This is a genomic window from Marinitoga sp. 1138 (genome assembly GCF_013363265.1).
Lineage (GTDB): Bacteria > Thermotogota > Thermotogae > Petrotogales > Petrotogaceae > Marinitoga > Marinitoga piezophila.
Window position 1 is genome coordinate 50,746 of the sequence record NZ_LBFA01000020.1, and the last position, 24,289, is coordinate 75,034.

Annotated in this window: 27 protein-coding genes; 16 read left to right on the forward strand and 11 right to left on the reverse strand. The window is 29.3% G+C overall.

Annotated elements, in window-relative coordinates:
- Nucleotides 1–37 precede the first annotated feature (37 nt).
- From XO11_RS07555 to XO11_RS07625, 15 genes are all read left to right on the forward strand, one after another.
- Nucleotides 38–913: a YicC/YloC family endoribonuclease gene (locus XO11_RS07555; RefSeq protein WP_014297015.1), complete on the forward strand. Its 876-nt coding sequence runs from the start codon at nt 38–40 to the stop codon at nt 911–913.
- A gap of 29 nt (nt 914–942) precedes the next feature.
- A complete protein-coding gene (locus tag XO11_RS07560) occupies nt 943–1,236 on the forward strand; it encodes a DUF370 domain-containing protein (RefSeq protein ID WP_014297016.1) in 294 nt (97 codons plus the stop codon).
- On the forward strand, nt 1,233–1,856 hold the full coding sequence (gene gmk / locus XO11_RS07565) for a guanylate kinase (protein WP_014297017.1): 624 nt from the start codon (nt 1,233–1,235) through the stop codon (nt 1,854–1,856). Before XO11_RS07560 ends, gmk begins: the two co-directional genes overlap by 4 nt.
- A gap of 2 nt (nt 1,857–1,858) precedes the next feature.
- Entirely contained in the window at nt 1,859–2,101 is a 243-nt protein-coding gene (locus XO11_RS07570) for a DNA-directed RNA polymerase subunit omega (RefSeq protein WP_014297018.1), read from the forward strand.
- Complete coding sequence (locus XO11_RS07575) at nt 2,101–2,643, forward strand: hypothetical protein (protein ID WP_014297019.1); 543 nt, start codon at nt 2,101–2,103, stop codon at nt 2,641–2,643. Before XO11_RS07570 ends, XO11_RS07575 begins: the two co-directional genes overlap by 1 nt.
- Nucleotides 2,640–3,080, forward strand: a complete 441-nt coding sequence (locus XO11_RS07580) for a type II secretion system protein (protein ID WP_014297020.1) — start codon at nt 2,640–2,642, stop codon at nt 3,078–3,080. Before XO11_RS07575 ends, XO11_RS07580 begins: the two co-directional genes overlap by 4 nt.
- A gap of 1 nt (nt 3,081) precedes the next feature.
- The gene (locus tag XO11_RS07585) at nt 3,082–4,356 is read left to right on the forward strand and encodes a HEAT repeat domain-containing protein (RefSeq protein WP_014297021.1); all 1,275 of its coding nucleotides are present in this window, start codon (nt 3,082–3,084) and stop codon (nt 4,354–4,356) included.
- A gap of 148 nt (nt 4,357–4,504) precedes the next feature.
- Nucleotides 4,505–4,960 carry a ComF family protein gene (locus tag XO11_RS07590; protein WP_148265163.1) on the forward strand — a complete coding sequence of 152 codons (456 nt, stop codon included), beginning with the start codon at nt 4,505–4,507 and terminating at the stop codon, nt 4,958–4,960.
- 140 nt (nt 4,961–5,100) lie between these two features.
- Nucleotides 5,101–5,895, forward strand: coding sequence for a DUF4912 domain-containing protein (locus XO11_RS07595; RefSeq protein ID WP_175418450.1), 795 nt, complete (start codon nt 5,101–5,103; stop codon nt 5,893–5,895).
- Nucleotides 5,892–7,478: a glycoside hydrolase family 57 protein gene (locus XO11_RS07600; RefSeq protein ID WP_014297024.1), complete on the forward strand. Its 1,587-nt coding sequence runs from the start codon at nt 5,892–5,894 to the stop codon at nt 7,476–7,478. The genes XO11_RS07595 and XO11_RS07600 overlap by 4 nt, the downstream gene beginning before the upstream one ends.
- 24 nt (nt 7,479–7,502) lie before the next feature.
- Nucleotides 7,503–8,078 (forward strand): 2-oxoacid:acceptor oxidoreductase family protein, encoded by a 576-nt coding sequence (locus XO11_RS07605; RefSeq protein WP_014297025.1) that lies wholly within the window; start codon nt 7,503–7,505, stop codon nt 8,076–8,078.
- A complete protein-coding gene (locus tag XO11_RS07610; RefSeq protein WP_014297026.1) occupies nt 8,071–8,379 on the forward strand; it encodes a 4Fe-4S binding protein in 309 nt (102 codons plus the stop codon). The genes XO11_RS07605 and XO11_RS07610 overlap by 8 nt, the downstream gene beginning before the upstream one ends.
- A 15-nt stretch (nt 8,380–8,394) precedes the next feature.
- Nucleotides 8,395–9,564 (forward strand): 2-ketoisovalerate ferredoxin oxidoreductase subunit alpha, encoded by a 1,170-nt coding sequence (gene porA, locus XO11_RS07615; RefSeq protein WP_014297027.1) that lies wholly within the window; start codon nt 8,395–8,397, stop codon nt 9,562–9,564.
- A 15-nt stretch (nt 9,565–9,579) separates the two neighbouring features.
- On the forward strand, nt 9,580–10,554 hold the full coding sequence (locus tag XO11_RS07620) for a thiamine pyrophosphate-dependent enzyme (protein WP_014297028.1): 975 nt from the start codon (nt 9,580–9,582) through the stop codon (nt 10,552–10,554).
- Between the two features lie 83 nt (nt 10,555–10,637).
- A complete protein-coding gene (locus tag XO11_RS07625; protein WP_014297029.1) occupies nt 10,638–12,605 on the forward strand; it encodes a peptidylprolyl isomerase in 1,968 nt (655 codons plus the stop codon).
- Nucleotides 12,606–12,621: 16 nt separating this feature from the next.
- Here the strand turns inward: XO11_RS07625 and XO11_RS07630 are convergent, their stop codons facing one another.
- Nucleotides 12,622–14,970: a homocysteine S-methyltransferase family protein gene (locus XO11_RS07630; RefSeq protein ID WP_175418451.1), complete on the reverse strand. Its 2,349-nt coding sequence runs from the start codon at nt 14,968–14,970 to the stop codon at nt 12,622–12,624.
- A 4-nt stretch (nt 14,971–14,974) separates the two neighbouring features.
- Nucleotides 14,975–15,544 carry a methionine synthase gene (locus tag XO11_RS07635; protein WP_175418452.1) on the reverse strand — a complete coding sequence of 190 codons (570 nt, stop codon included), beginning with the start codon at nt 15,542–15,544 and terminating at the stop codon, nt 14,975–14,977.
- 197 nt (nt 15,545–15,741) lie between these two features.
- On the opposite strand from XO11_RS07635, the gene pgl reads away from it, so the two are divergent.
- Nucleotides 15,742–16,434 (forward strand): 6-phosphogluconolactonase, encoded by a 693-nt coding sequence (gene pgl, locus XO11_RS07640; RefSeq protein WP_175418453.1) that lies wholly within the window; start codon nt 15,742–15,744, stop codon nt 16,432–16,434.
- A gap of 128 nt (nt 16,435–16,562) precedes the next feature.
- On the opposite strand, the gene XO11_RS07645 is transcribed toward pgl, so the two are convergent.
- The 9 genes from XO11_RS07645 to XO11_RS07685 are packed head-to-tail and all read right to left on the reverse strand — an operon-like array spanning nt 16,563 to nt 24,164.
- The gene (locus XO11_RS07645; RefSeq protein WP_014297033.1) at nt 16,563–17,936 is read right to left on the reverse strand and encodes an N-acetylmuramoyl-L-alanine amidase; all 1,374 of its coding nucleotides are present in this window, start codon (nt 17,934–17,936) and stop codon (nt 16,563–16,565) included.
- A 3-nt stretch (nt 17,937–17,939) separates the two neighbouring features.
- Nucleotides 17,940–18,764: a M23 family metallopeptidase gene (locus tag XO11_RS07650; RefSeq protein WP_014297034.1), complete on the reverse strand. Its 825-nt coding sequence runs from the start codon at nt 18,762–18,764 to the stop codon at nt 17,940–17,942.
- Nucleotides 18,764–19,810, reverse strand: a complete 1,047-nt coding sequence (locus XO11_RS07655; RefSeq protein ID WP_014297035.1) for a chemotaxis response regulator protein-glutamate methylesterase — start codon at nt 19,808–19,810, stop codon at nt 18,764–18,766. The genes XO11_RS07650 and XO11_RS07655 overlap by 1 nt, the downstream gene beginning before the upstream one ends.
- Nucleotides 19,803–20,246 (reverse strand): diacylglycerol kinase family protein, encoded by a 444-nt coding sequence (locus tag XO11_RS07660; protein WP_014297036.1) that lies wholly within the window; start codon nt 20,244–20,246, stop codon nt 19,803–19,805. Before XO11_RS07660 ends, XO11_RS07655 begins: the two co-directional genes overlap by 8 nt.
- On the reverse strand, nt 20,246–20,842 hold the full coding sequence (locus tag XO11_RS07665; protein WP_014297037.1) for a 2-oxoacid:acceptor oxidoreductase family protein: 597 nt from the start codon (nt 20,840–20,842) through the stop codon (nt 20,246–20,248). The genes XO11_RS07660 and XO11_RS07665 overlap by 1 nt, the downstream gene beginning before the upstream one ends.
- Nucleotides 20,839–21,666, reverse strand: a complete 828-nt coding sequence (locus XO11_RS07670) for a 2-oxoacid:ferredoxin oxidoreductase subunit beta (RefSeq protein ID WP_014297038.1) — start codon at nt 21,664–21,666, stop codon at nt 20,839–20,841. Before XO11_RS07670 ends, XO11_RS07665 begins: the two co-directional genes overlap by 4 nt.
- Nucleotides 21,667–21,680: 14 nt before the next feature.
- Nucleotides 21,681–22,202: a dCMP deaminase family protein gene (locus XO11_RS07675; protein ID WP_175418454.1), complete on the reverse strand. Its 522-nt coding sequence runs from the start codon at nt 22,200–22,202 to the stop codon at nt 21,681–21,683.
- Nucleotides 22,199–23,335 (reverse strand): radical SAM family heme chaperone HemW, encoded by a 1,137-nt coding sequence (gene hemW, locus XO11_RS07680; protein ID WP_171814213.1) that lies wholly within the window; start codon nt 23,333–23,335, stop codon nt 22,199–22,201. Before hemW ends, XO11_RS07675 begins: the two co-directional genes overlap by 4 nt.
- Nucleotides 23,325–24,164, reverse strand: a complete 840-nt coding sequence (locus XO11_RS07685) for a hypothetical protein (RefSeq protein WP_014297041.1) — start codon at nt 24,162–24,164, stop codon at nt 23,325–23,327. Before XO11_RS07685 ends, hemW begins: the two co-directional genes overlap by 11 nt.
- Nucleotides 24,165–24,289: the final 125 nt, after the last annotated feature.

The window sequence follows — 24,289 nt, forward strand, 5'->3', positions numbered from 1 at the left end:
ATTTTTTTGTTGTATAATGATATTAAGAGGTGAAAATATGAGAAGTATGACAGGTTATGGAAGAATAGAGAAAAATATAGGTAATTATAGTTATACTGTTGAAATAAAATCTTTAAATGGAAAGCATCTAAATATTAAAACAAATCTCCCCTGGATATATTCTTCACTGGAATTAAAAGTAAATGATCTTCTAAAAAAGAATTTTAAAAGAGGATCATTAAGTGTATATATTGATATTAGACTTCTTCAACCCAAAAGTATTATAAAAATAGATAAACCATTAGCAAAATCTTACTACGATGCATTAAATGAACTTGCACAATATCTCCACCTTAGTGATAGTCCATCTCTTGATTTACTGGTAAAATTTAAAGAAATAATGAGGTATTCAATTGATGAAGAAGAATTATTGGTAATATGGGAAGGTCTTGAAGAGGCTGTTAATATTGCTATAGATAAGGTTATAAGTGTTCAGGAGTCTGAAGGTGAAAAGATTAAAGGGGTTATTCTTGAATATGTAGAAGAAATAGAAAAATTAACTACATTAATAGAAGAAAAAAGTGGAGAAATGAAGGAATATTATAAAAATAAATTAAAAGAATCATTAAAAGACCTGGATTTAAATATTGAATACAATAAAGAAAGATTGGAATATGAAATAGCCTTAATTCTTGAAAGAGGAGATATTACAGAAGAAATCGATAGATTAAAAATGCATACCAAGAAATTTAAGGAAGTTGTAAATTCTGAAAAAGAATCAATAGGCCAGAATCTTGATTTTCTTGCCCAGGAAATGCATAGAGAATTTAATACAATAGCTTCTAAATCAAAATTAAAAGAAATTACAGCTTTTTCGCTTGATGGAAGGCTATATGTAAATAAGATAAAAGAGCAGGTTCAAAATATACATTGATATAAAACAAAATATTCGGAGGTGTGTGTATGTACGGATTAATTAATATTGGTTTTGGTAATGTTGTAATTGGTGATAGAGTTATCGCTATTGTTAACCCAGAATCTTCACCATTAAAAAGATTAAAGGATATTGCAAAAGAAGAAGGAAAATTAATTGACGCAACATATGGAAGAAAAACAAGAGCTATTGTAATTACTGATAGTAACCATATCATATTAAGTGCTATACAACCTGAAACAATTAGTGGAAGATTTATGCAGAATTTTTATGATGTTGAAAGTGCTCTTGAAAAAATCAGGAGAGAGGTTTATTCTAAATGACAAAAGGAATACTTTATGTCGTTAGTGGGCCAAGTGGAGTAGGTAAATCTTCAATTATAAAAGAAGCAATGAAAAGACTTAAGGGATTTACTTTTTCCATTTCATATACAACAAGAAAACCTCGTCCTGGCGAAGTAAATGGAAAGGATTATTTCTTTGTAGATGAAAAAACATTTGATGAAATGGTAAAAAATAACGAATTTCTTGAATATGCCGAAGTGCATGGTCATAAATATGGAACATCAAAAAGTTTTATAAAAGAAAAAATCAATGAAGGTTTCAGTATAGTCCTGGATATTGATGTTCAGGGTGCATTAAATGTGGTAAAACAAATGAGAAAAGAAACAGTTCTTATATTTATTGCACCACCATCATATTCTGAATTAAAAAAGCGTCTTTTAAATCGAGGAACAGAAAAGATGGAAGATCTTAAAAGACGTCTTGAAGATGCAAAATGGGAATTATCTAAAATAAATGAATTTGATTATCTAATAGTAAATGAGGATTTAAACGAATCAATCAACCAATTAATTTCAATATTTATAGCTGAACAAATAAAGACTGAAAGGGTTACCGAACATCTTGGTAATTATTCATTCTTTAAATTTGAGGAGGAATGAGTATGTCAATGGATTTTAACTATGATAAAATAATGGAAAAAGTTGGGTTCAAATATGTTGTGCCAATTATGGTTGCAAAAAGAGTACAGATATTAAAAGATGAAGGTTTTGATGCGACATCAAAACCACTTGTAGAGACTTCTGACAATAACCTTGTTACCATAGCTTTTAAAGAAATTGAGAAAGGACATGTAAGATTAAAAAACAAAGATAGACTTTCTGACTTAAAACCAGAGGTGAAATAGTGAAAAAAACTTTACTATTTACTTTTTTAATCATTGCATTTATAGCAAGTGCTATTAATTTTGATATAGGTATGTCTATATTAACAGGGAAAGATAATTGGAATATGGGATTGCGTCTGGGATTAGACGAAAATAACTTTGAATTTTTAACAGATATTTCATATGTAAATGAGCCGGAATTATCTTTTATAACATTAATAGATGTAAGTACTTCTATTCTTAAAATAAGCGATACCAGTAATATAAATTTTGGTGTTGCATGGTTTAATGATAGAATTACAAAAGATGCAACAGAAAATAGAAGTATTTATCTTTTATATTCAGGATTGAAATTAAATATGGAAAATATAAGTTTAAAAGCAGGGTTTGGTTATCCGCTTTCACAGGAAACATATTCCACTAATTTAAGCGATTATATGTTTTTTAAGATAACTTATATAGTTCCACCACCAGAAGATTTCATAGATGATTTAAAACTTGAATTTAGATTTTTAAATGGAAGAAAGGATTTTTCAATATATTTTTCGGAGCCAATACAATGAAAAAAGGATATATTCTTCTTGAAAGTGTAATATCTTTGATGATACTATCAATAATATCAGCAATTGTCCTTGCAATTAGTGCAAGGACAATTGTTATGTATAAAGAGATTTTATATAAAGATTTTAAAAGACTTAATGCAGAAAATTCAATTTTATCATTGTTTAAATTATTAAAATACGATATAAAACCTGAAACAATAGAATTTAAAGAATACAGTCTTACTAAACAAATGATATTTTTAAATAATGAAGATAAACCAGTAATAATAGAAAAATATGGAAATGATTTAAGTGTGGTGTATATCAATGAAGCCGGTCAAAAAACTAGAGATTATTTATATAGAAGTGTAAATATGTCAGATTTAAACTATCAAAACAAAATAATGAAATTTAGATTTGATAATTATGAATTAAATATATATTCTGAGGAGTGGTAAAATGGCAAATCCAATAATTGAGGCATACAAATTATTACAGGAAAAAATAAGAATTGAAAACATGAGAACATATCTTGAATTGCTTGAATCAAAGGTTTCCACAGTTAAAGCAAAATCAATACAGGAACTTTCTAAACAAAAGGTTGAAGTAACTCATATAGAGGAAATGTTAAAAGACCATAATGCAAATGTACGTCTTTCTGCGTTAAAATATCTGGAAAAAATGGGGAAATTAAGATGCGACTTATTAGAAGAATTGTTTACAGATATTTCTCCGGTAATAAGAAAAGAAAGTGTAAAATTATATTTAGCTCTTGGATGTGAGAACTTTGAAAAAATATATCCTCTTTCAAAAGATCCGGATTTCAAGGTTAGATTTCAATTGGTTAATTCATTTATAGAGTTCTATCCAGAAGATATAGAAAAAATAAAACCTTATTTTAAAGATGAACCTAATGCGCAAATAAAAGTATTGTTGGATTATAGCGATTCAATAAACGATAGCCTATTATCAGAAGAAATATCCATGACATTAAAAAAGTTATTGTTAAAACGATTTTTTGAAGCGAATGACTCTGTTACTGTATATAATGCATTAGGTGAGGCGTATTTAAATGCATCAAAAGAGATAAAATTATTGATAATAAAATATATGTCTGCATTGCCGTGTGAAATATCGAAGAATTTCTTTACAAAGAATATTGAAGAAGAAAAAGATATAGATTTATTATATGAATTGGTTAATAAAGGTAAGAAAATATGCGGAAATGATATAGTAGAAGATTGGGTAATAGACGAATTTATAAAATCAGAAATTCCTAAAATTAAGAATTTTGGATTTAAACTTGCAGCAGATAAGGATGATATGAATTATGTAGATTATGCAAGGGAAATATTGGATACCGTAGAAGATGAATTTTTGAGCGGTGCGGTAAGTTATCTTTTACATTTTCTTGATTATACATTACTTGATAAAATTCCAGAGTTTTTAGAATCACTTTCAGTAAAGAGAAAAGGTTATGCATTGCAAATAATAAGAAAATTAAAGGCAGAACAATTTTTAATGGAAGTTTCTAAAATCGCAGAAAATAAATCATATCCAGTTAATTTAAGGAAAAATGCCATAAATATATTAAAAATATTAAAAGCAAACAATTTCTGGGAAACACCATATAATATTTTAAAAGATGAAAATGAAAATGGTGCTTTAAAATTAGCAGCATTAACAACACTTTTAAAATTAAATCCAGAGGTTGTTCCAAGTGTTCTTGAATGAGATATTTCCAAATAAATGTATTTCCTGCGGGAAAAAAATACCTTTCTATGAATTTCTTTGTATTGAATGCAAAGAAAAGTTATTTGATCCTTCAATAACAGTATTAAATAACACAATTATATACCATTCCTCGTTTTATGAGGAAACAATGAAAAGAATAGTACAGGAATTCAAATTTCGTGAAAAAATACATTATGCTGATTTTCTTTCAAAAATGCTATTAAAAACATATAAATATTTTAAAATAGATTTTTCAAATGAACCAGAAATATTATATATTCCGTCAATAAAACGTCATTATAAAATAAGGGGATATAATCCTGTAAAGGAAATTGCAAAGAATTTTTCTAAATATACAGGCTTTAAAATAAATCATGCAATTTCAGTAAAAAAAGGGTATAATAAATCCCAGGTAGAAGCTAATACGATTGAAGAAAGAAAAAAGCAAATAAAAGGAAAATTCGTATTGGTCAGTGAGTTAGAAAAAAAAGATTATATACTAATTGATGATGTTTATACGACAGGTGCTACAATAGAAGAGGTATTAAATATACTAAAAGGTAAAATTACTGTTATAACTCTTTGCAAAAATGTAAAGAAATGAATTTGTTCATAATGTTGAAAATCTGGTTATTACAAATAATTAAATATAGTTATAAGAAAAATTTTTAAATATGCTCTTGTTTGCTAAAAAAAAATATATGATAGAATTTAAATGACAAAATTCTATCGGAGGTCATAGAAATGATAATAGACAAAAAACTATCCATGTTGCTTGAAAATGATGAGCCCAGCATTCAAGAGTTAAGAAATATTGCCAAAAATATGGGCATTAAATTAAAAAGATCAATGAGAAAAAAAGATATTATAAAAGTTATAAAAAACAAGCTATTACAATTGAAGGAAGAAGGATTAATTACAGATCCAACGGTTATGAACAGTTTTACAACGAAGTCAATTAATAAAAATTCTATACTTAAATACGGGAAGAAATTAAATAAAAATATTCTTGTTATTACAAGTGTAAATGCAAATTGGGTTCATGCATTTTGGGAATTTTCAAATGAAATAATAGAAAAATTAAATAAAATTTCTGAAAGTACAAAACTTATAATGAGATTTTATGATATAACAGGAATAGAAATGGATATAGATGTACCTCATAGAACATATGAATATCCAAATGATTTAAAAGAATATACAAACTACTATTTTTATTTACCAGTTCCTAACAAAGAATACATTGCAGAATTAGGGTATTTTACACAGGAAAAAGAATTTATAGCGATAATTAGAAGTAATAGAGTGAAGATGCCATCTGATAAGCCAAATTTTTCAGAATCAGTATATATGTATAATTTAAAAACTGGTAAAAAAAGAAAAATAAAGCATAAAAAAGAATTTAATATAATTGAAAAAATTTCCGGAGTCTCTAATGGAAATATTATATTTTCTCAATTGGGAGATAAACCCCCTATATCAGGTGGAGGATCATTTATCTGGAACTTGTATTCTTTAAATAGGGGGATAAAGAAATGAAAAAAGGAAATATATTATTTGTTTTACATTCACATCTTCCATATGTAAGACATCCGGATTATGAAGAGTTTATGGAAGAGAGATGGCTTTTTGAGGCTATAACAGAAACATATGTGCCATTAATTCAGATGTTTAAAAAGCTTGAACATAGAGGAATAGAATTTAAATTAACAATGAGTTTTTCGCCTACATTAATTGAAATGTTGAGTAGCATTGATTTACAGGAAAAGTATGTTCGTTATTTAAAAAAGATTATAAAACTTGCAGAAAATGAATATATAAAAACAAAAGATGAAGAGATACAAAAACATAAAATGGCAGACTATTATCTAAATAGGTTTAAAGAAATTCTTGTTATATTTGAAAGAGAATATGAGAAAAATATTCTTGAAGCATTTAAAGAATATGCAGAAAAAGGTTATCTCGAATTAATTACCACAGCAGCAACTCATGCGGTTCTTCCAATATATCAGGAATATCCTGATATAGTTAAAATGCAGGTAAAATATGGTCTTGAAACATTTAAAAAAGCATTTGGATATTATCCAAAAGGTTTCTGGCTTCCTGAATTAGCTTATTATGAAGGACTTGATGCAATATTAAAGGAATTTGGAATAGAATATACAATACTTGAAAGAGAAGCTCTGATACACGGTGAAAGTTATCCACTGTATAATGTATATAATCCAATAATGACACATGAAGGATTATTTGTATTTGGAAGAGATAAAGAAAATAATTTTGAGATTTTTGATCCGGAATATGGATATACATCGGATCCAAGATATAGAGAATTTTATAGAGATATAGGATTTGATAGGGAATATGAGTATATAAAAGATTATATTGATAAAAGTGGAGTAAGATGCAACACAGGAATAAAATATCATAAAATAACAGGAAAGGAAAAAGAATTATTCGAAAAAGGATTATATGATATAGATGAAGCATATAGCGTTGTAAAAGAACATGCAAAAGATTTCGTTGAAAAAAGGAAAAAACAGTTAAAAAAGCTATCTAACGAATATCCAGAAATAGAACCAACAATGGTTTATGCATTTAATACAGATTTTTTTGGGCATTGGTGGTATGAAGGAATTATTTTTTTACAAAAAGTTTTTGAAAATCTTGATGCAGTAGAAAACTTAAATGCAAAAACGCCAATGGAAATTTTAAATGATATAGAAGAAATTCAAATGCTTTCACCTTCAAAATCAACGTGGGGAATAAACGGATATTTTGAAGAGTGGATAAATGGCAATAATGATTGGATATATCCGGCAATATATGAAATGGTTGAAGTTTTGAAAAAGAAAATTAACAATAAATTTACAGAGCAGGAAAAACGTGTTTTGCAACAAATGATAACAGAGCTAATGCTTACGCAATCAAGTGATTGGGCGTTTATTATAAGTTCAGGGACGACAGTAGAATATGCCGTTAACAGAATCAAAACACACGTGAAACGTTTTTTTGAACTTAATGAAATGCTTGACAGTGGAAAAATTGAAAAAAATAAGTTAAAATATTATATGTGGGTAGATAAGATTTTTGAGAACATTGATTATAGTAAAATAATGTGATCAATTTTGAAAGGAGGGCATAAAGTGCCAGAAAAATACTTTGAAATCAGATGGCATGGAAGAGCTGGTCAGGGTGCAAAAAGTGCTTCTCAGTTTTTAACAGAAGCTGCAGTAGAAGCAGGAAAATACTCAACAGCATTCCCAGAATACGGTGCAGAAAGATCAGGAGCACCAATGAAAGCATTTAACAGAATTGCTGATGTTCCAATTAGAATAAGAAGCGGTATTGAAAATCCAGATGTTGTTGTTGTATTCGATGATACTATGTTAGGATTGCCAGATATTACAGCTGGTCTCGGTGAAGATAAGATTATGTTGGTTAACACAGTTATGTCACCAGAAGAAGTAAGAGAAAAAACAGGATTCAAGGGAAAAATATATACAATTCCAGCAACAGATATAGCATTAGAAGAAATAAAAAGAGGTATTCCAAATACAGTTATGATTGGAGCTCTTGTTAAATTGACAAATGTTGTTCCAATGGAAGTTGTAAAGGAAAAGGTTAGAAAAACATTTGAAAAGAAATTCTCCGAAGAAGTAGTTCAAGCAAACTTAAGAGCTGTTGACCGCGGTTATCAGGAGGTGAAAGGCGATGCCTAAATACGATAGCTGGAAAGAAATGCCAATTGCTGGTGTAATAGATAAACCAGCAACAGCAAGAGAATACAATACAGGTACATGGAGAGTAATGAGACCAATTGTAGATAAAGATGCATGTATAAATTGTATGCAATGTTGGTTATACTGTCCAGACATGGCAATAGATGGAAAAGTAAAAGAAGATGGAAAAACAGAAATGATAGGCTTCAACTACACATATTGTAAAGGTTGTGGAACATGTGCAGAAGTATGTCCTGTAAATGCAATTACAATGAAGCCTGAAACGGAATTTTTAAAATAAGGAGGTTGAATATAGATGCCTAAAACATTAGCAATTACTGGTGCAGCTGCAGTTGCTCATGCAATGAGACAGATAAATCCAGATGTTGTAGCTGCATATCCAATAACACCACAGACTCCAATAGTTGAATATTTTGCACAATTTGTTGCAGATGGAGCTGTTGATACAGTAATGGTACCTGTTGAATCAGAACACTCAGCAATGAGTGCTGTTGTTGGTTCAGCTGCAGCAGGTGCAAGAACAATGACAGCAACAGCAGCAAACGGTTTAGCATTAATGTTTGAAATTGTATATATAGCAGCATCAATGAGATTACCAATTGTAATGCCAATAGTTAACAGGGCTTTATCAGGTCCTATTAATATACACGGAGATCATTCAGATGCTTACGCTGTAAGAGATGCTGGATGGATTCAGTTATTCTCAGAAAATTCACAGGAAGCATATGATATGACAATTATTGCTACAAAATTAGCAGAAAGAGAAGAAGTATTAACACCTGCAATGGTTAACCTTGATGGTTTCATTACATCACATGGTGTTGAAGGTGTAGAAATTTTAGATGACGAAGTTGTAAGAGACTTTGTTGGAATTTGGGAACCAAAATATCCATTATTAGATATTGATAACCCAATTACACATGGGCCATTAGACTTATTTGATTACTATTTCGAACATCATAGACAACAACAAGAAGGTTTAAAAAATGCTTACAAAGCATTACCTGAAGTATTTGCAGAATATGAAAAGATTTCAGGAAGAAAATATGACTTCTTAGATTTATATAGAATGGAAGATGCTGAATACGTAATGGTTGTTATGAACTCAGCTGCATCAACAGCTAAATATGTTGTTGATGAATTAAGAGAAAAAGGAATAAAAGCTGGATTAGTAAAACCATGGGTATTCACACCATTCCCAAAGAAAGAAATTTTAGAAGCTCTTGACGGTAGAAAAGCAGTTATGGTACTTGATAGAGCTATGTCATTTGGTAAAGAAGCACCATTATATTCATTGATAAAATCAGCATTATATGAAGCAAAAGAAAAACCAATGATAGGTTCATATGTATATGGTTTAGGTGGAAGAGATGTAACACCACACATGTTACACATTCCATTTGAAGACGCAATGAAAGGCGACCTTGATCCAAACGAAGAAAGATATCTCGGTTTAAAAGAATAATGGAGGTGAATAATAGTGCCTGTAAATTTAAAGCAATTAATTAATTTGGTAGATAAAGAAGATTGGCCATTTACACAGGGACATAGATTATGTCCAGGATGTAACGCACCAATGGTAGCAAAATGGGCAACAATGACAGCAAAAGCTTTAGGATATGAACCAGTAGTAGGTGCAGCTACAGGATGTTTAGAAGTTTCATCAACAATATATCCATTTACATCATGGAATATTCCATACATCCATAACGCATTTGAAAATGTAGCAGCAACAATTTCTGGTGCAGAAGCTGCATATAGATCATTAAAAAACAGAGGAAGATTAAAGACAGATAAACCAATAAAGTTTATAGCATTTGGTGGAGACGGTGGAACATACGATATAGGTCTTCAATCATTATCAGGTGCAATTGAAAGAGGACATGATTTCTTATACATCCTTTATGATAATGAAGGTTATATGAACACAGGTAACCAGAGATCAGGATCAACACCTCCAGGTGCAGACGCAACAACAGAACCTGTTGGTAAAGTTAAAAACGGTAAAGTACAATTTAAGAAAAACATTGTTGAAATAATTGGTGCTCATGAAAACGTATATGCTGCAACAGCTTCAACTTCAGATCCATTTGATTTTATGGCAAAAGTTGAAAAAGGTTTAAAACACGAAGGTCCAGCATTTATTGCAGTATTGGCACCATGTGTAAGATTCTGGAGAATTCCTGAAAGTGATGGTCCAAAAATTACAAAATTAGCAGTAGAAACAAAATACTGGCCATTATACGAAATTGATAGAGGAGTATATAAAATTACAAGAAAACCAAGAAACTTCAAACCAATTGAAGAATATATCAGATCAATTGGAAGATTTAGAAAAGCATTACAACATCCTGAATATCAGGATATGATCGCAGAAATGCAAAAATATGTAGATACAAGATGGGAAAGATTATTAAAACTTGAAGAAGTTACAAAAGATATGTACTTAAGATAATAAAACTTAAAAACCGGGGCTTGCCCCCGGTTTTTAGGCTATAATAACAACACTAAAAATGCAGTAACAGAGGGGGTTATTAGATGAGAGATTGGTTTGTCAAATGGGAAAAGGTTATAGTTATAATAATCGTTGTATTATTTACAGCAGGTATAGTATGGTGGTCTGTTGCAGCATATATGGGGGCATCAAAACAGAATGCAGCAGCAAATGCTAAACCATCTAAAGATAATGCTGTAGCAGTGTTAACAAAAGATGGAACTGAACTTGATTATCCTTATTGGATTATGAATAATGAAGTAAGTGATGAAGTTTCACAGATGAGACAACAATATGCGGCATATGGTCAAAAAATTGATCCTGTATTTGATGAATTAGCATTAAATTACAATGCTGTAAAACAATTATTCGATATAAAGGTAATAGAATATTATGCTGATCAAAATGGATTAACACCATCAGATAAAGAACTTGAAAAAGCGTTTAACAAATATATAGATGATCAAATTGCAAAATTAAAAGAAAATGAGGATACATGGAAGAAATATTTAGATTATTATAAAAGTGAAGATAATCTTAGAAATTTAATTAAATCAAACTATAAAAATATGTATAGAATCCAGTTAATTATCGATAAAGTAAAAGATCATGTATCAGCAGTTTCAAAAGATGAAGGGTTAAAATATCTAAAAGATAATTTTGACGATTTAAAAAAGAAATACGAAGAAGTAAAAGCTCAACATATTCTTGTTAGTGATGAAGCTACAGCATTAAAGATTAAGAAAATGATAGAAGACAAAGAAATTACATTTGAAGATGCAGCAGCAAAATATTCAAAAGACACATCAAATGCAACAAGTGGCGGAGAATTAGGATGGTTTAAACATGGAGCAATGGTAAAAGAATTTGAAGATGCATCATTTAACGCAACAGTAGGAGATTTAGTAGGACCTGTAAAAACAAATTATGGATATCATATTATAAGAGTACAGGATAAAAAAATCTTTAATAAACCAGAAGATATAATGGATAAATATCCAGAAATATATTCTGAAATAGAAAAAACACTTAAAAACGATAAATTTATAGAATGGTTGAAAAACTATAAAGAAAGCGAAAAATTGGCTTTATCATATCTCGAGGAAGATTTAAAATTATATGATGAATATACAAAACTTTCACAGGATAAAGATGAAAATAAAATAAAAGAATTTATTTCAGAGATGGAAAATTATGTATTTGATGATAAAGGTGAATTGGCAATAAACGTATCAGTTAATGAAATGGCTATATACGTTTATGCAACTGGATTATTAAAAGATATATACGAAACAAGGTTGGATAAATTTACAAAATACTTAACCTTAAAAGATTCAGTTGATCCGGAAATAATAAAACTCAGCCATGATGAAATTACAAAGAAAATAGAAGAATTAACAGCTAAAATGAAAAATGTATCAGGTGAAGAATATACAAAATTATTAAAAGAAAGATTTAAATATGAAGATGCAAAAGATTTTCTTGAATTAAAGGCAGAATTAAAAGATTATACTGATGAAGAAATAGCAAATGGAAAAGTAGAACTACAAAAAGAATTAGATAATTTAAAAGCAAAAAGGATAAAAGTATTAGATGAATTATTTGCAGAATATCCAAGCTCAACAAAAACAGTTGATTTCTATTATAAAGAAGAACCACAAAATCCAGAAGTTGCTTTAAAATATTCAGAAAATAAATTTAACATGTATAAACAATACTTACAGTATATAGATGCAAATTCAATGTTCCAGTATTTTGGTCAGCAGCTTAGAGAAATTAGTTTCAATTTAAATAGAGTTGCATTCTCTAAAGCATCGACAGATACAAGATTAGAAGCACTTGAAACATTATTAGATTTCACAGATACATTTAGTCCAGATCCATTCACAAAATTGGGATACCTGGAAGAAATCAAAAAACTTGATCCAAAATATCCTGGAATAGACAAAATGATTGAAGAAACAGAAAAAGAATATGAAGCAACGAAAAATGCAACATCAACTAATAAATAAAAAAATCAGAGAGCATCTAAAGCTCTCTGATTTTTTTATTATTTATAAACCTTTTTGCATATTTTAAAGCTTCATTTGCATTTTTGGCATAAAATACACCGAACTTTGAAGCAAGTTCTTTGTTCATAGAAGCCCCACCAGCAATTATAGGTATTTCAACACCATTTTCCAGTAATAAATCTTTAACCTCCTTTATTTTTCCAACTGTTGTTGTCATCATTGCAGAAAGTCCTAAAAGATCTGGCTTTAATTCTTTTACCTTTTCTAAAATAATCTTTCCTGGAATATCCTTTCCTATATCTATTACTTCATATCCTGAGCTTTTTAATACTGTAGCTACTATCTTTTTACCAATATCATGAACATCACCTTCAACAGTAGCTACAAGAATTGTACCCTTTGATGAACTTTCTTCTTTTTTAAGCATATTATTTAGATATTCAAAAATAGGAGTTACCGTTTCAGCAGCTAAAATTAATTGTGGCAAATAAATTTCTCCTTTTGAATATAATTCACCGATATATTCCATTGTTTTGGCAAGAATGTTTTGACTCACCTGAAGAGGGGTATAATCTTTAAGCAACAAATTAATCTTTTCCTTTAATTCCCTGGATTTTTTCTTTAATATTAAGTCAGCTAATTCATCTCCTGTTGAGGTAGATGTATCTCTTGAAACTTCCATTCCATGCAATATCAATGAACCAAAAACAATATTCATGGTGCTGCTTTCTTTTGAGTTAAGTATTGCTCCACTAAGACCATTGTGTATTGCAAGGGATAAAAACGAAGCATTAATGCCTTCTCTGCTTGGAAGTCCAAAACTTAAGTTTGATAATCCTATAGATGTTTTAATACCTTTTTCTGAAAGTAATTTTATAGTTTCAAGAGTAACAAAAGGATCTTTTTTTGCTCCAACTGGCAATACCAATGGATCAACAAAGATTCTATCTTTTGAAATACCATTTTCTTCAAGGTATTTAATACCTTCCATAGCAATTTCAAATCTTTCCTGAGCAGTTTCTGGTATTTTATTTTTCATTGTAAGCAAAATCAGCATTCCGCCATATCTTTTTAACCATCTTATAGCTGTATCCAATTTTTCTTTCTCAACAGTTGAAGAATTTATTAAAGGTCTTCCAACATACTCCTTTAAAGCAACTTCCATAAATTCGGGTTGTTGTATGTCCAGAGATAAAGGAATTGAACCTATTTTATCAAGAATTATTATACTTTTTTCAAAATGTTTTTTATCAAGCAATTTTTCAATACCAAGATTTATATCTAATACATGTGACCCTTCTTTTTCCTGAGCTGTTGCAAGATTTACCATTCTATCAAAATTATATTCCCTTATAGCATTTTGGAAATTTTTCTTTCCTGAAGCATTTATCCTTTCGCCTATTATAAGAAATGGTTCTGTTTCTCTTAATATAGTTCTACTTGAGAGAAACTGTTTTTTTATAGTCTCTCTTTTTCTAACTCTTGTCTTGCCAATAAATTCTCTCATAAGTTTGATATGTTCTGGGCCTGTGCCACAACAACCGCCAATAATATTTGCACCAAGATGAACAAAATCTTCCATATATACAGAAAATTTTTCAGGTGTTGTATTGTAAATTACACTTCCGTCTGGCTGAAGTTTAGGTTTTCCAGCATTTGGTTCAACGCTTATGGGCTTTTTTGAGTATTTTGAAAGTGTTTGAAATACCTTAATCATTTCTTCAGGAGTTAAAGTACAATTCATTCCTATAACGTCTACATCAAGATCATTAAATAATGTGGCAAATATTTCAACACTTGTTCCTGTTACTGTTCGTCCATTTTCTTCAAATGTAAGATGTGCAATTATAGGAATATTATTATCCAGATCCCTTAATGCTAAAAATGCAGCTTTTAATTCTTTTAAATCAGACATTGTTTCTATTATAAAACCGTCAATACCTGCGTTTAAGAGAATTTCTCCCTGCTCTTTAAATACCTCATATGCTTCATCAAATGATAATTCGCCGAGGGGAGTTAATAATATTCCTGTTGAGGATATATCTCCAAGAATTTTTACGTTAGAATTTTTAGCAGCATCTTTCGCTATTTTTACAGCATGAAAATTAATATCTTTAATATTCTCTTTAACCTTTAATGATTGCATTTTTAATCTATTTGCACTAAAAGTATTTGTTAATAAAAAATCAACACCAGCATTTACATAAGCTTTTTGTAATGTGTATACTGCATCTGGATTTGTTATATTCAACAATTCAATAGGCATTCTACCTCTAATACCCATTTTGAAAAATTCTGTGCCATAAGCACCATCTAAAAAAAGAACTCTTTGATTTAACAATTCAGAAAATTCTTTTCTATTCATCTTATCACCAGCCTATTAAACAGGTTGTTGTTTTTCCTGGAATCATTATACCACTTTCACGAACCATAATTTTATCTGTTAAATTTAGCATTTCAACTATAATTTTATTTACTCTAATATCGATATCCCCATATCCAGGTGAAAAACGCATAGTACCTTTTCCATATTTAGTTCGTAATTTTTGGTCAAATGTATTATTTAATTTTTCAAGAGCTTCAGAAGCCCATGCGTCAAGTAACGTTCCTTCAAGAACTTTATTTCTTTCCATTAAGCTTTCAATTTCTTTATCAATTCTCTCACCTAATGTTGAAAGAAATATAGATAATTTTTTTGAACCAACGAACTTTGAAGGAATTATTTCTTTGGGAACTTTATTTATTTCATATAGATTATGCCACAATTGTGGACTTGCAAGTTCAAGACCTTTAAGATATATTTCGGTAGCAATTTTATTTAGATTTTCATCATCAATAATTTTTTTATATATACTTCCAGCACGCGCCAGATATATTTGTTTTGAAGGCATGTATTCGCTTTTTTGTGGAATATATTCTTCTATTTCAGAAAAATTCATCGTATCACCTCTACTAATAAATAATAAAATCAATGCTTGTATTAAAGTTTTTATTTATTATAGCATATATATTTTTAAAGATAAAATAACGTATTGCGAGTTATATAAAAACTATTTATTTATTTTGAGATGATATGATATAATTTAATAGAAGTATAAGGTAATTACTACTCTTAGAAGAGGATTTGGAGGTTTTAATGAGAATATTTGAATACGAAAATATAAATGAAATGAGTTTTGAAACTGCAAAAACTGTTTTTAACTTTTATGATTATTATATAAGAAAACAGGGGTATTTTTCTCTGGTCTTAGCGGGGGGCAATACTCCAAAATTACTGTATCAAATTCTGGCATCTGAATATAATTTAAAAATAAACTGGAATGATGTATATATATTTTTTGGTGATGAAAGATATGTGGATAAAGAAAATGAATATAGCAATTATAAAATGGCTTTTGAAACGTTGATTTCAAAAATAGATATTCCCCCAAAAAATATTTTTAGAATAAGAACAGAAATCGAACCTATTGAAAAATGTGTAGAAGATTATGAAAACCAAATATTGAAATTTTTTGAGAAGAAAGATAAAGATGTTTCATTTGATTTAATTCTTTTGGGAATGGGGAATGATGGACATGTTGCCTCAATTTTTCCAGATATTGAAATTTCAAATAATAAGTATATTGATTATGTTATACCAAAAAATGCAAATCCATTAGTTCCAAGAATAACCTTTACATATAATACTATAAATAATAGTAAAAACGTTGTTTTTTTAATTTCTGGAAAAGAAAAAATAAAAGTATTAAATGAAGTTTTTAGAGGGAAAGAATATCCGGTGGGAAATATAAAACCATGTGAGAATTTGATATATTTTATATCTAAGTAATCTTTATTAGTGATTTGAAGGTGTATTATTAAATTTCTATCAAAATATCAATCTAACCTCAGTATATTGGCGAAAAAATGAAGAAAAATTCCTGCAATTAATAAAATAATGAGGCTTTAACAGCCTCATTATTTTAATCCAAAATATTCCAGAATACTGTCTGATATTATTTTAGCGAACAAATCTATATATACACCGGATTTAAAGCTTATTTCTACTGTTGGATTTGAAAGAAATTCAAGTTCAAATAATACTGCCGGGCATTTAGTATATGCCAGTACTGCAAATTCAGCTGCATGTATGGATCTAAAAGGAATGTTATTTTCTTTGATGCGTTTTTTTAATAATTCTGCAAATTTTTTGCTTTCTGGAATTGAATTTTTCTTTTCTATAACTCTTGATTCTATTATATCCTTATTTTTTTTCATGTCGAGGTTTTCTTTCCTTGCGATTTTTCTGGCGTATTTATCGTTTGAAAATGAGAAATAATAAATTTCTGAACCTCGAACACTTCGATTTTCAAGATATGAATTGAGATGTATACTTACAAATAAATCTGCCCCAACATCATTTGCAAATTTTGCACGATTATATAATTCTACAAATTTATCATAGCTTCTTGTGAGATAAACCCTTATATTTTTATTTTTTAATAATTCCTGTGTTTTTAATGCAACCTTTAAAGCGACATCTTTTTCTTTCGTTCCAAGATATCCAAGAGCACCAGGATCAAAGTCTCCATGTCCGGGATCTAAAACCACTATAGGTGCAGTGAATTTTTCTGTTAATTCTATATCAAGAATAATTCTTCCGTTTTCTGTGATTTTGGTATATTTTTTTGCTTCGGCACCAAGTATTATGGTTACCCATATTTCTTTTTTAGAATGTTGCATGGCTTTTATCTGTTTTAGGAATTTATTGTTATATGTTTTTGAAAAGGAAACTTCAGGAATCTCAGCACCATATATTTTTATTAAATATCCCGGTGCAGATGTGAGCGAATATACTTCATATTTTTCCGGTTTCATTGAAAATTCCATAATAACACGCAATCTTTCATTCATTAAAAAGCCGTCTATACTTTTTAATTTTGCAAGGTTGTAATTTAAATAATAACCCTTTGAATTAGTAAAATATTCAAGATTTGCAATTTGGGCTAATGTGCTTAATTCAACATAATAATTTTTATTTATATATTTAAAATTATTTTTGTCTAGTGTTAGTGATTCAGAAGAATTCAATATGGCAATTTGTGCATTTGGAAATACAACTGCTGACCATGTATCCTGAAATTTTATTATTAATAGATTTTCAGATGTAGAAATTACGTCGTATTCAAGATGTTTTAAATAAGAAACATTGAGGAAAATCTTTCCATTTTCCTCAATGTAATTAAGTCTATCTACTTTTTTCCATTGTAAAAACAAGTCTTTTGAAAATAATTGTATTGAAAATATAATTATTAGGAAAATTAAAAGAGGTAATTTTTTATTATAATTCATGCATTACTCGCCACCCATATAGTTTTTATCTATTTCAACATGTGCAAACTTCATTCCTGGCAAAAAGATCATAGGATTTACGCTCTTTTCATCAAGTGTTCTTACTTCAAAATGAACATGAGGACCTGTGGATATTCCTGTACTTCCAACTCTTCCAATTAATTCACCCTTTTTAACAATTATTCCAGGAACAACATCCGCTCTGGACATGTGTGCAAATATATAATAATGTTTTCCAGCCTTTATTTTTACATATATTCCATAACCTTTATCTTTTTTTACTTCTACAACCTTTCCGGTTATAGAAGAAAATATAGGTAATCCTTCGCTTAAAGCTATATCTATTCCACTATGAAATCTTTTTTCGTGGTAAATTGGATGTATTCTCCAACCGTAAGGTGAGGTTAATTCTCCCCATACAGGCCATGAAACAGTAACCTTTTTATTGTAGGATAATCCAAGATAATTGTAAGGTATTAATAATTTCTGACCTACATATATTTTTTCTGGATTTGTTATATGATTGTATTTTATTAAGAGATTTAAGTCTGTAAACATCGATTTGGCAATATATGAAAGATTATCACCAGATTTTACTGTATATATAAAAACAGGTTCTTCCGGGATTTTAATTTTTTGTCCTGGATATATATATTTCTTATAAGCGAGTTCGGGATTATAATCAACAATTAATGATAAGGGAATATTATGTTTATATGCAATTAGTTCTAGAGAATCGCCAGATTTTACTGTGTATGTGTATGTATTAACAGAAAATATAGTTGTAATTAATAATGTTAAAATAATTAAAAAAATCCGATTTTTCATTATTTTCCTCCCAACAACTCTACGATTTTATCTGCTATTTCATAATTTGGAAGAACAAAATCTGCATAATTTTCTTCGACAACAGCTTTAGGCATTCCATATACTACGCAGGTTTCTTTTGATTCAGCAATTATTTTTCCGCCATAATGTTTAATTTTAAATGCACCTTTTGCACCATCTTTACCCATTCCTGTTAATACTGCGGCAATTATATTTGATTTATAAATTTCTGCGGCAAGATCAAATGTAAAATCTGCAGCAGGTCTAACATTATTTATTTTATCTGATTGATCAAGGAATGTATATACCTTGCTTCCGGAAGCTTTTAAACCAAGATGGTAATTTCCAGGTGCAATATATACAGTATCTGGTTTTAATTCTTCATTGTCTTCAGCTTCTTTTACATGCAATTCGGAAATCTTATCCAATCTTTTTGCGAGAGAATTGGTAAATCCTGGAGGCATGTGCTGAACAACAACCACCGGAACATTTATCCCTTTTGGTAAGTTAGGAATAATTGTATCTAATGATCTTGGGCCACCAGTAGAAGAAGCAATTAAAACAATCTTTTGTCCTCTTAACATTGTTGATATTCTTGGTTTTTTAGGTTTGATCCTTCTCATAGTCATTTTAGTCACATCAACCTTTGCAGCATTTCTTATTTTTTCCAATAATTCGTCAGCAACAGTCCTGAATGTCCATGAAACGCTTCCGGCAGGTTTTTGTATAAAATCTACAGCGCCATTTTCCAGTGCTTCAATTGTAATTTCAGAATCCTTTGAAGTTAAACTACTAACCATTATAATAGGTGTAGGTCTTTTTTTCATAATTATTTTTACAGCTTCAAGACCGTTTAATTCCGGCATTTCGACATCCATTGTAATTACATCTGGTTTTAATTGAATAGCCTTTTCAACACCTTCAAGACCTGTTTTGGCTATTCCAACGACCTTCATATCCTTTTGTTTTTCAATAATGTCTTTTAAAACCATTCTCATGAATCCAGAATCGTCTACTATTAATATTTTAATTACTTTATCATCCATTGTTATCCCTCCCTTTTTTCAGGATGCTGCCGATAATTATAAATAAAATGAATAGTATACCTATAATTATACCATATTTGGGAGGCCAATTAAACATTTTGCCACCGAATATTACAGCTGCAACAACAATAGAAAAAGTAGCTGCGATTAATACCGCAGCTGCTCCTAAATCTTTTATAATACCAACAATTGCATTATATTCTGGATGCATTAAATCCATCATTTTTTCTACAAGTGTATTAATTGTTTCAAGGATAAGTACCATGAATATTGCCAGAGATATCCATAGTATCTGACTTTCATCAAGATTTAATATAATAGCCAATATAAAAGCCAATAATGCAAATGTAGTTTGTATTTTGAAATTTCTTTGGGTTGTAAAAACTTCAAATAATCCCTGGATAGCAAATTTTAAACTTTTTGAAAATTTTCTCATTAAAAACCTCTTCCTACTGAATGTCCGTTATTTTTTATTTCATATTTCTTTTCGACGAATTCATATCCAATCTTTAATGCTTTTTCATCTATTTCATAAAATCTCTCATTAACTCTCTTTTTCATTACTTCTACTAATGTATCAAGGCTAACAATGCCACAATTTTTAGCAATTGCCCCTAAACCTATCATATTAGCAACATTTGAATTGCCTAATTTTTCATAAGCTAATTTTGAAGCAGGAATTGGGATAATCTTTTTTGTTACCCTTGCAACAGTTTGAGGTAATGCTTTTATATATGAGCTGTCGTAGAATATGATACCATTATTTTTAACTTTTGAAAGATGAGAGAATGCAATATCATGCATTAAGTATAATACATCAAATGTTTCAGCTTTAGGGTAATCTATGGTTTCTTCAGAAAAAAGAACGTCACAAAATGATAAACCTCCCCTAACCTGAGCACCATAGTGTTGAGATTGAACAACCCAATACCCTTCTTTTACCAATGATTCAGCAAGTATTAATCCCATTAAAATATTACCCTGACCGCCCATACCGCTAATTCTTATGCTTGAAGGTTCTCTTAATTTCATTTAGCAACACCACCTAATTTAGCAGAGATTTCTGCGTATAAGTCTAAATAGGTTTTTTTAGCATCATCTTTATGGAATTCTCCAATTACTATTTTTCCTTCCAATTCTTCTTTTGACATATCTTTTGCTTTGTTTATTGTAATAGCATTATTTTTAAAGTAGTCCATAAACTGTGTTGGTTTTGACATTCCATTATATCTTCCATAGTAAGTATGACAATTTGATACTATTTCAACAACAGACATACCTTTGTGTTTTATAGCATTTTCTATATATTTAACGCTTTGCATGTAATGATATACTGTACTTCTTGCAACATAGGTAGCACCAGAAGCAATAGCCATTTGAACAGGATCAAAAGAGCGCTCAACATTTCCATATGGTGCTGTTGAAGCAGTTGCTTCATGAGGAGTGGTTGGTGAATATTGACCACCTGTCATGCCGTATATTGTATTATTAAATAGTATTACTGTTAGATTCATATTTCTTCTACAGGCGTGTATAAAATGATTTCCACCAATAGCGAGCATATCACCATCTCCACCCATTACAACAACTTCGAGATCAGGCCTTGCAAGCTTTACACCTGTAGCAAATGGAATAGCTCTTCCGTGTAATGTGTGAAGAGTATTAAAATCTAAATATCCTGTAACTCTTGAAGAACAACCAATACCAGAAACAACAGCAACCTTATTTTTATCAAGGTTTAAATTAGCAGCTGCTTCAATAAAAGATTTCATAATTATACCATTTCCGCAGCCTGGACACCATACATTTGGAAGTCTATCTTTTCTGAGATACTGAAAATACTTTTGAGTAGGCATGCCGCACCTCCGATTTATTTTAATTGGAATAGCCTGTATTCAATATTTGAAAGTTTAAAAAATAATTTTGTTAATGAATCTGGATAATCTCCACCATATATTACACGCTTAATACCGGCGTTTATTATAAGCCTTGCGCAAACAGAACATGGTTGATGAGTTACATATATTGTTGCACCGTCAGTTGAAATTCCGAATTTTGCTGCCTGCATTAAAGCATTTTGTTCAGCGTGTAATCCATAACATATTTCCTGATGTTCACCGCTTTTTATATTTAATTCATCTCTGATACAGGTAATTTGATCACAGTGAGGAAAACCTGATGGTGGCTGGTTGTAGCCTGTTGCCAATACGCGTTTATCCTTTACTATTACAGCTCCAACCTTTCTATGGGTACACGATGATCTCTCACTAACAAGAAAAGCTATTTTCATAAAATAATTGTCCCAATCTTCAATATTTTTCTTTTCAGGAAAACTTATTTCCAATAATTTATTTTTTTTTATATATTCATCTACCCTATCCCTTAAACTCATAATATATTTTCCCTCACTTCCAGTATTTTTTCAAATACCATTTTAGATAAATCCAGGCCTTTTTCGTTTAATCTGACGTAATCATCAACAATAATCATATCAGATACCTCAGTACTCAAATTTTTGATGAATTTTAAAAATAAATCTCCGTATTTTTTTTCTAAATTTTTAACGCTTATTCCTTTTATAAGTCTTAATCCCATAAATAATTCTTCTGTTAATTCATTTAAAGGTTCATTTTGAACATAATAATCATATGGAATTTCATTGTTTGCTAATTTTTCCATATAGTCTTTCAATATCCATGTTTTTGTATATCTTATATTGCCAATATGACCACCGGCAGAAATTCCAAAACCATGATAATTTTCGTTATTCCAGTATTTTAGATTATGTTTACATTCAAAATTATTTTTTGCCCAATTGGAAATTTCGTAACGTTGATAACCTACTTTTGAAAGTTCAGAAATAACAAAATCATAACCTTCTTCTATAAATGCATCATCAGGTAATGAAAGTTTTCCTTTGTTTAGTAAACTCCGAAGTGGAGTTTCATGATCGCTATCAAAAATATAATATGAGACATGATCAGGCTGCATTTTTTCTATATATTTAATATTTTCTTCTAAACTTTTCCAGTTATCTCCTGGTAATCCTAAGATAAAATCAAAATTTATATTTGAAAAATACCTTCTAGCAAGATAATACTTTTCCTGTATAACTTCGTTGTTGTATTTTCTATTCATTCTTTTTAAGATTTCATTATCAAAAGTTTGCACACCAATACTCAGTCTATTTATACCAAGTGAGAAATATGTATGTAATAATTCTTCAGTAAGAATTTCAGGATTGCTTTCAATAGTTATTTCGTCAGGTTGAAAATTGAAAGAATCTGATAATTTTTTAAATAATTTTTCTATATTTTTTATATCAACATAAGTAGGTGTTCCACCGCCTAAAAAAAGAGTTTCGATTTTCAGATTTTTGTCCTTATATAAATCTATTTCCTTAAAAAGCGATTCAAAATATCTATCCTGAATATTTAAATTTGTTGTCATGGGATAATCACAATATAAACATTTTGATTTGCAAAATGGAATATGTATATATAATCCAATTTTATTAGTATTCAATGAAGAAACACCATCCATTATTGGTTATTATTATGCTTAAAGGATTTTTAATATCGTTTTTGCTTAGATACAATAAGAACCCAGCATCTTCGGACATCTTCATCTGCATGCCAATATAATATTCGCTTTTATCTATTTTAAATGGTGATTGAAATGTGAAATAAGGATAATAATTATTTTCAGAATATAAAACTCCGTATCCCCAAAATCCAGAAAAATACTTGTTTTCTAATATTCCAACAGGTAAACTCAGCGAAATACCTAAAGAGGATTCACCTAGAATAAAAGGTATTTTCATGTATCTTTGTGCATATACTGAGTAATTTGACACAGAAAAATCTGTATTTTTATATTTGAAACTATTTGAATATGTGGTGAGCTTTAATATAGTAGCTGCTAATATGTTAGAAGAAGAAAGATTACGTGTTTCACTTCCGTTTTTAAATACTGAATTGTATGAATATGAGAAGCTTTTCATTGCCAGTTGATTGGAGTATTTTTTTATAGAATAAAAAATTTCTGGAGAATTGTTTTCTATATCGTATTTTATTCCAAAATCAAAAATTCTTTCGCCGATTTTTAATTTTATTTTTTTAAAGAATATTTTTTGATATGTATAAAATTCTTTGGAGCCAGTATAATATGTTCCAAGTGTTGGAAAGTGTAAATCGTAAGAGAATGGATATTTTCCTGATATTCCAAGATTTTGATTTTTAGTACTCCAAAACGGTATTTTTAATTCGAGATAATTATTGGTTATTTCATAATTAATGGAAAATGAAGTGATAAATAACAATAGTAAAAGAGAGATTAAAATATTTTTTTTCATGAGGCACCTCCTGATATAATAAATTTTAAAATTCTCCACCAAGAAGAATTATATCACAATTTTAATTTTCATATTAGCAAATTTGAAAAACTTTTCTGATATAATATAGAAAATTTTCATTGTTG